Genomic DNA, 5,406 nt, shown 5'->3' on the forward strand with positions numbered 1-5,406 from the left:
CCCGATAGCTCCCAAATACGAATAAGCTAAAGCCAGAAGGACAACAAATTTGTGGCTGTCCCTCATCCCCCTCATTATCCCCTGGCTGAGTATCCAGGCTGATGGAGCAAACCATATGCTCAATGAAAGTATGAATCCAATTATCCCGGCTATTGCAACTGCTTTCACTGTGCTGCCAATCTTCTCATCCCTCCATCTTGAGACAGCCCCATAAACGGATATAAAGAGCATTATGAACAGCAGAATGGGCCATCCTGCAAAAGACTCGGCAGTTGCATATGGCCTCCAGAACCCGTACATTCCTGCTAAGGCCAGATATATCGGATATTTTGATTTGGGCGCAAACTCAGCCAGATCCGCTAATGTAACAGTTTCAACAACTCCCGGGGAGGAAACAGCGGGCATAATCCAGTAGAAATTCAGGAGGAAGGAAACTAAAGCGCAGAAAACTCCAACCTTTATCGGATTTATGTTTAATTTTAAGCCTTTAAAAGCAGATATTATGACAAGCAAAGTCCAGAGAATGGATCCCAGAAACAGCATGTGCGAATTCCCAGCTATCACACAGGATAACAGGGAAAACACAGCCCCAGTTTTGTAGCTCTTCTTTTCTATAGCCCTGTTCAGAAGCAGGAGGGAGAGAGGAAGAAGGGAATATGGGAGAAGAAGGCCCCACTGTCCGGCCACTATCCTCACGTATGTGAATGGATTTACAGCATAGAGAATTCCCGCATAATATCCAGCTATACCCTTGGGCGAAAGGTAGTATGCAGATATCCCAGCCAGATAGAGGCAGACGAACAGGAAAACCCTCTGGACCACATAATCCGGGAGCACAAATCTTAGCAGAGCGAAAGGCATGTAGGGAACTGATGTGCCATACTGGCTGAAGCTTATCCCCACCGCTTTTACATCCCTTGCATAAGGCGCTAGGTCAAGGGAGAAGAGGTAGCCGGATGTTCCAAGCGGCATCAAAACAAACAGTGCAATCAAACAGAAGAAGATGTGGGGCACAATCTCCTTTATACCATTCAGGTTCATAGAGGTCATCCAGCAGGCTAAAGGAAATTCTTAAATTTTATATTCAAATATATAAATTTGGGGAACGAGATTTAAGCATTCTTCATCCTGAAATCTTTAAAAGCTTTATTAGCTTTACCCGCTCATGTCCTGGATAAGGCAGCATTTCTTCGGCCTCATAAGGAGGGAAAAAGGCTTAATTTACACTACAATAGGGAATGCTGGTTCAGCAGTTCTTGGAGCACTTTTCTGGCTGATCCTGGCATCGATATTGAGTGTGAGCGAGTACGGGGAGGTGAACTACTACATAGCCATTGCATCCATTCTTTCAGCCTTTGGGCTTCTCGGGCTGAACACCACAGTGACAACATATCTGGCCAAGGGGGATGATGAAATAACGTATGAGGCAAACTCCCTGGTTTTTCTCTCCAGCATTGCCCTTGCAGCTGTCACAATACAGCTTAGCTGGGTCCCCCTGATTCTTGTGGCCGCAACATTCTACAGCATGGCCCTGGCTGAAATACTGGGAAAAAAGCTCTACAGAGAATATGCGTTAGTCTCAATACTGAGCAGATCCATGCAGATAGTTCTTTCCATCCTTTTTTACCTGAAATTCGGCCTGACAGGCATACTCATGGGATATTTTCTGGGCCCGCTTATGCTGAGCTACAGGTACCTGAGATCCCTGAGCAAGTTCACTCTGAGGATGAAGGGCATAAGAGGCAGGATGAACTTTGCAGCTCACAGCTATGGTTTTGGCCTAATAGGAAGCTTTTCTGGCTTTCTTGACAAGATAATAATAGGGACATTATTCGGATTTCATTCTCTTGGGCTTTATCAGCTGGGATTTCAGTTTTTAATGTTCCTTGGGATAATTCCTGCCAGCCTTTCCTCCTATCTTCTTCCGGAGGAGTCAAGCGGGGAGGAAAGAAGGGAGGTGAAGTTAATCGGCCTAATCATCTCAACAGCAGCTGCAGTTTTAACGTTCATGGCAGCACCTTGGATTGTGAAATCCTTCTTCCCGAACTTCATCGATGCCATCCAAACAGTTCAGATAATGTGCCTTGCAGTAGTGCCTGCAGCTGTCGCATCTCTGTCAAATGCAAGGCTTTTCGGAAGGGAAAGGAGCAAGCATGCCTTCATTGGAGGGATCATATACCTTGGGTCTCTGATATCAGGCCTTCTGCTGCTGGGAAGAACAATGGGAATCACAGGACTGGCTTTGTCTGTGGTTCTGGCTCAGGCTCTCCAGGCAGTATACCTCTGGAGCATGGCTGCTGATTTAAGGAAAGTGTTCAGAAAAATCTAGAAGAAATAAAGGAAGCTACTGGCAGTTTAAGAGGCTCTGAGTCGAATTTTCACCGTCTCTAAAACCTAGATTACAAAAATTTATAAGTGACATAGGTTGAATAACGAAAAGTTTTTATTTAATCCAGCCTCTAGATGAGGAGGTGATGTAAACGAGGAGAAAACTTCTGATATCGGGTGTTTTGTCTGTTGCCTTCATGGCCCTGCTTTTAATATCACCAATGCAATCAGCAGCATTCATGTTGATGATATATCCTCCAGCAGTGCCCCAAACAGCAGGAACCACGCTCTACATACCTCTTCATGTTATAGTTCCTCCCTACGAGACCCTTCCTGTTGGAAGCGTTGAGGTCAGGATAACAGGGCCCGATGGCTACTCACTGTCATGCAAGCTCCCGTTAAAGGATGGAGAGACGGTTACATGCAAAGATACTAAAGTTGAGGCTGTCTTCAGAGGGCCCATAACTTATGGGACACCTCCTGCTGGAATGGGCTACTGGTACTCATACGAGAAGGTGAAGGTGGTGGTGGGCTGGGGCTACGGCTATGGCTATACGGGCTATGGTTATGCAGGCTACACATACCCGATATACGGAGAGGAGACCAGAATAGTTGGACATGAGACCTCAGCAGGCTTCTACCCATCAACTGAGAGGGCAGGCTTTCTCCAGTGGATCCTCTACTGGAGCTCACCCTCAAAGCCAGGTGACTACACAATATACCTTATAGTAACAGTAAATGGAAATACATTCGTCAAGACTGCTACAGTGAGGCTCTCTTGAAGTTTAAATTTCCTTTTCCTCTTTTTTCTCTTCTTATTTTTCTCCCCTTAACTTTTCTATCCGGCTGGAGTGCAGAGATATTCTGGCACATGGACAAGCAGGTATACAGCCCTGGGGACACTGCAAACATCTCCCTTGAGCTAAGGAACACAGGGGATACATCAATCTCAGTCCTTCATGTGAGGCTTTCCCCCGACTGGGGAAATCCCGTTGAGAAATCCGTAGATGTCAGTGTGATGCCGAAATCCTCCTCAATTATAGGCTCCTTCCAGCTCACTATACCAAAAAATGCAACGAAAGGGCAACACATAATCTTAATTCTCCTTAAGATGAGATCAGGAGGCAGTGAGTTCTCATGGGAGGTTCCGATGCCCATAGAAATAGCTCCCAGGGATGTCAGCTTAAACTGCTCCTCATTTGATAGCACGGTCTCCTGCGATCTGATGAACAGGGGCTACTCCCAGATAAACGGAACCCTCTCCTTCATATATGAAGGGGGAAGAAAAAATTTCAACGTCACACTTAACCCTGGAGAGCTGAGAAACTTCCTCCTTCAAGCAGAGGGGAATGTGACAGTTTTATTCATAGGGGATGGAATACGTAAATCGGTGAACATCTCAGTTTCTCAGGCAAACCTTCTCTTCATGAGCTACAGGCCTGTTTTTCAGGGTTATTTTGCAAACATAACTGTATCGGTGAACTCAACCTCAAAGGCTTCTTTAATTCTTGAGGTGGATGGAAAAACCGTTGATAAAGCGGAAGTAGAAAGAGGAATAAGCACTGTCCTGCTTCGCTGGCTTGCTGATGAAAAAGGGGAACACAATGTCACTGTAAGGATCTGTTCCTCAGCCTGCTCCGATAACAGGTTCGTAATAAAGGTTCTGGACAGAAAGGATCTTGATGACCTTCTCCTCAAATTCAAAAAAATAAAAGAAGCTTGGGAGCTTCTGAAAAGCAGGGGGATATCTGCAGAAATCTGCGCTGCAGCGGAAAATGACGTTATTCTTCTGAACAGGACAGGAGATCCAAGCATTTTCAACAGGACAAAGGACGAGGTTGATGGGTGCTTTCTTTACCTGAAGAGCTCAGCTTGCAACCTGCTTGGGAACAGCACAAGCGATCCTGAATCTAAGAAATATGTGGAGATGGCCAGAAGATCTGAGAGACCGGAGGACTTCATAGGAAACATAAGCCTTGTTAAAGCTGAAAACCCTGTTTACCCGGTTTACCTTATACCTGTGATCCTTCTGGCAGTCCTCTCAATGCTGTTTCTTGCCTTTCACAGGAGGAAAAAAGGATTTAGAAGGAAGTATAGTGGCTTTAAGTACAGGCGCTGATAGAGCGGAAGTATTACGATAAAAAATATTGCAGTACTTTTACATATATTTTTCCGGCAGAGAAAAGCTTGAAGCGCACAGCTATCCTGCTGTAGCTAGAGCTGTAAGCAAAAGCCTTTAAATTGAAGAAGCTAACCCGGCATGTTTACTAGCTTTCTTTCCATCGGCATATGCAGTATCTGAAAAGCTCCCCATTGCCTTAATGCTGCATAGGAGCATTCTCCTAACCGTGTTAGGATCTCCTCTGCCCTCTTCCCGATTCGTGTGCCATCGCTTCGTGTACTACGACTACAGCTTCACTCTCCTCTTCCAAAACGCTCCTTATCTAGCTCCTCCTCAGTAACATCTGTTTTGATGCAGTGAAAAGTATATAAAGTTGACACTTTTCACAGTTAAGGGGAATTCCTGTTTCCAGAATCTGCTGTTCAGGCTTTCCTGTGAAGGTCATATATGTGTTGTTAATCCTCCTCATCCAAATCCAAAAGTATGTGCGAACGGAAAATTATCACGGATAAAATTTTCGGCTGCTTATTTTAAAAATCGACTTAAAGAGCCTTAAAAAAGAAAGTCGTAGAAACTTGCTCTTAAGGCCTTTCTATTTTCCGCCAAAGACTGCTAATTAGCCTGTCTTCAGCTTCTCCCTCATCAATGCTATTACATCGGACTTTATCGAGGATACCTCCTGATGAAGCGATCTCAGATCCTCCTTGATATCATCAATTCTCTTGTTAAGTGAGATATTCAGATCATCGATCCTCTTGTTGAGTGAGGTGTTTAGATCGTCTATCCTCCTATTTGTATCATCGATTCTCTTGTTGAGGGAAGCACTCAGATCATCGATCCTCTTGTTTGTATCATCGATCCTCTTGTTCATCTGATCAAGGAGAAGGATTATCACATCGGTGCTAGTGAGTTTCTTTCCCTCAGTTATCTTCTTTGCAATTCTCTCCGAGGCTTGC

General features: G+C 44.9%; 4 protein-coding genes and 1 pseudogene. 3 read left to right on the forward strand and 2 right to left on the reverse strand.

Annotation, left to right across the window (positions count from 1 at the left end; translation table 11 throughout):
* Positions 1–972, reverse strand: a pseudogene (locus D6D85_RS00680) (hypothetical protein); the annotation flags it as partial.
* Positions 973–1,165: 193 nt separating this feature from the next.
* Between D6D85_RS00680 and D6D85_RS00685 the strand changes: the two are divergent.
* The 3 genes from D6D85_RS00685 (at position 1,166) to D6D85_RS00695 (ending at position 4,447) form a co-directional block, all read left to right on the forward strand.
* The gene (locus D6D85_RS00685; RefSeq protein ID WP_125670111.1) at positions 1,166–2,329 is read left to right on the forward strand and encodes a lipopolysaccharide biosynthesis protein; all 1,164 of its coding nucleotides are present in this window, start codon (positions 1,166–1,168) and stop codon (positions 2,327–2,329) included.
* Between the two features lie 196 nt (positions 2,330–2,525).
* Positions 2,526–3,110 carry a hypothetical protein gene (locus D6D85_RS00690; protein ID WP_125670112.1) on the forward strand — a complete coding sequence of 195 codons (585 nt, stop codon included), beginning with the start codon at positions 2,526–2,528 and terminating at the stop codon, positions 3,108–3,110.
* A gap of 89 nt (positions 3,111–3,199) precedes the next feature.
* Positions 3,200–4,447 carry a hypothetical protein gene (locus D6D85_RS00695; protein WP_125670113.1) on the forward strand — a complete coding sequence of 416 codons (1,248 nt, stop codon included), beginning with the start codon at positions 3,200–3,202 and terminating at the stop codon, positions 4,445–4,447.
* A gap of 619 nt (positions 4,448–5,066) precedes the next feature.
* Here D6D85_RS00695 and D6D85_RS00700 read toward each other — a convergent pair.
* A partial coding sequence (locus D6D85_RS00700; RefSeq protein ID WP_125670114.1) for a hypothetical protein occupies positions 5,067–5,406 on the reverse strand: 340 nt, incomplete at its 5' end.

This window comes from Candidatus Methanodesulfokora washburnensis, assembly GCF_003947435.1.
GTDB lineage: Archaea > Korarchaeota > Korarchaeia > Korarchaeales > Korarchaeaceae > Methanodesulfokora > Methanodesulfokora washburnensis.

Coding starts and splice junctions, on each gene's coding strand:
- D6D85_RS00685 (WP_125670111.1), top strand. CDS start 1,166: ATGTCCTGGATAAGGCAGCATTTCTTCGGCCTCATAAGGAGGGAAAAA.
- D6D85_RS00690 (WP_125670112.1), top strand. CDS start 2,526: ATGGCCCTGCTTTTAATATCACCAATGCAATCAGCAGCATTCATGTTG.
- D6D85_RS00695 (WP_125670113.1), top strand. CDS start 3,200: ATGGACAAGCAGGTATACAGCCCTGGGGACACTGCAAACATCTCCCTT.